Raw genomic sequence first — 2,500 nt, forward strand, 5'->3', positions numbered from 1 at the left:
TACAAAGCTACAGTAAAGGTTCATGGGGTCTTTCCGTCTTTCCGCGGGGAGATTGCATCATCACAAACATTTCAACTTCGCTGAGTCTCGGGAGGAGACAGTGTGGCCATCGTTACGCCATTCGTGCAGGTCGGAACTTACCCGACAAGGAATTTCGCTACCTTAGGACCGTTATAGTTACGGCCGCCGTTTACTGGGACTTCGATCAAGAGCTTGCACCCCATCAATTAATCTTCCAGCACCGGGCAGGCGTCACACCCTATACGTCCACTTTCGTGTTTGCAGAGTGCTGTGTTTTTAATAAACAGTCGCAGCCACCTATTTTTTGCAACCCATTCGTGCTTCGATGTTCTCTACACACTACTAGGGCACACCTTCTTCCGAAGTTACGGTGTCAATTTGCCGAGTTCCTTCTCCCGAGTTCTCTCAAGCGCCTTAGAATACTCATCTCGCGCACCAGTGTCGGTTTGCGGTACGGTCGATCACAAGCTGAAGCTTAGTGGCTTTTCCTGGGACCCCTTTCAGTTACTTCGCGAGCAAGCTCGCTCGATCGGCAGCCTCGGTATGTGTGCGCCGGATTTGCCTAACGCACGCCTACATCTGCCTAAACCGGGACATCCAACACCCGGATAACCTATTAAGATCCGTCCCCACATCGCACTTGTGATCGGTGCAGGAATATTGACCTGCTTGCCATCAGCTACGCATCTCTGCCTCGCCTTAGGGGCCGACTCACCCTACGCCGATGAACGTTGCGTAGGAAACCTTGCGCTTACGGCGAGCGGGCTTTTCACCCGCTTTAACGCTACTCATGTCAGCATTCGCACTTCTGATACCTCCAGCAGCCTTTACAAGCCACCTTCACAGGCTTACAGAACGCTCTCCTACCACGCACGATTGCTCGTGCATCCGCAGCTTCGGTAACTGGCTTGAGCCCCGTTACATCTTCCGCGCAGGACGACTCGATCAGTGAGCTATTACGCTTTCTTTAAATGATGGCTGCTTCTAAGCCAACATCCTGACTGTTTTAGCCTTCCCACTTCGTTTCCCACTTAGCCAATTTTAGGGACCTTAGCTGGCGGTCTGGGTTGTTTCCCTCTTGAGTCCGGACGTTAGCACCCGGTGCTCTGTCTCCCAAGCTGTACTCATCGGTATTCGGAGTTTGCCTTGGTTTGGTAAGTCGCCATGACCCCCTAGCCAAAACAGTGCTCTACCCCCGACGGTAATACTTGAGGCACTACCTAAATAGTTTTCGGAGAGAACCAGCTATTTCCAAGTTTGTTTAGCCTTTCACCCCTATCCACAGCTCATCCGCTAGTTTTGCAACACTAGTCGGTTCGGACCTCCAGTACCTGTTACGGCACCTTCATCCTGGCCATGGATAGATCACTTGGTTTCGGGTCTACACCCAGCGACTGAATCGCCCTATTCGGACTCGGTTTCCCTGCGCCTACCCTATTCGGTTAAGCTTGCCACTGAATGTAAGTCGCTGACCCATTATACAAAAGGTACGCCGTCACCCTTGCGGGCTCCGACTTTTTGTAAGCATGCGGTTTCAGGATCTATTTCACTCCCCTCCCGGGGTTCTTTTCGCCTTTCCCTCACGGTACTTGTTCACTATCGGTCGATGATGAGTATTTAGCCTTGGAGGATGGTCCCCCCATCTTCAGACAGGATTTCACGTGTCCCGCCCTACTTTTCGCAAGCTCAGTACCACACAGGTCTTTTCGCGTACGGGGCTATCACCCACTATGGCCGCCCTTTCCAGAGCGTTCCGCTAAGTCTTGTGCTATCACTTGCAGGCTCCTCCGATTTCGCTCGCCACTACTTTCGGAATCTCGGTTGATGTCTTTTCCTCGAGCTACTGAGATGTTTCAGTTCACCCGGTTCGCCTCGCACACCTATGTATTCAGCGTGCGATACCTTTGCAGGTGGGTTTCCCCATTCGGAAATCTCCGGATCAAAGCTAATTTGCCAGCTCCCCGAAGCTTATCGCAGGCTATCACGTCCTTCGTCGCCTATCATCGCCAAGGCATCCACCACATGCTCTTATTCACTTGACCCTATAACTTTGACGCCTGCCAAAGTGTTGCCACCCTCGCAAGCCTCGCCGCCACAGTCATCAAGCAAATGCTTGTCAGGTCTTTCACCTGACGCGTTATGCCGCATCCAATTTGCTTTTGTTCAAATTGAATATTCGTTGACGCAATCAAAATGTTGCTGATGGCACGGTGCGCACCGACCTTTACGACAGTGCGCTTTCCATCAGCAACGCTGATTCGACTCTATGAATTTTTAAAGAACAGCCGTGCAGCCTCGAAGGACTGCGGGATTGTCGAACACAAGATCGACAACACCGAAGCGCGCTGCGCGCCTTGAAGGGCGCAACACGCTTGGGCGTGGTCTCTTGCGAACAAGAAAGTGGTGGAGGATGACGGGATCGAACCGACGACCCCCTGCTTGCAAAGCAGGTGCTCTCCCAGCTGAGCTAATCCCCCGG

1 tRNA gene and 1 rRNA gene (1 of these 2 running past the window's edge) are annotated in these 2,500 nt (G+C 52.4%); both read right to left on the bottom strand.

The features are described 5' to 3' along the window. Window positions 1–2,063 (bottom strand): 23S ribosomal RNA (locus M3149_RS04535) (it extends 813 nt beyond the left edge of the window). Between the two features lie 359 nt (window positions 2,064–2,422). Beyond that, window positions 2,423–2,498: transfer RNA gene (locus M3149_RS04540), tRNA-Ala, on the bottom strand. Window positions 2,499–2,500 lie beyond the last annotated feature (2 nt).

The organism is Hydrogenophaga intermedia, from assembly GCF_023715105.1.
GTDB lineage: Bacteria > Pseudomonadota > Gammaproteobacteria > Burkholderiales > Burkholderiaceae_C > Hydrogenophaga > Hydrogenophaga intermedia_A.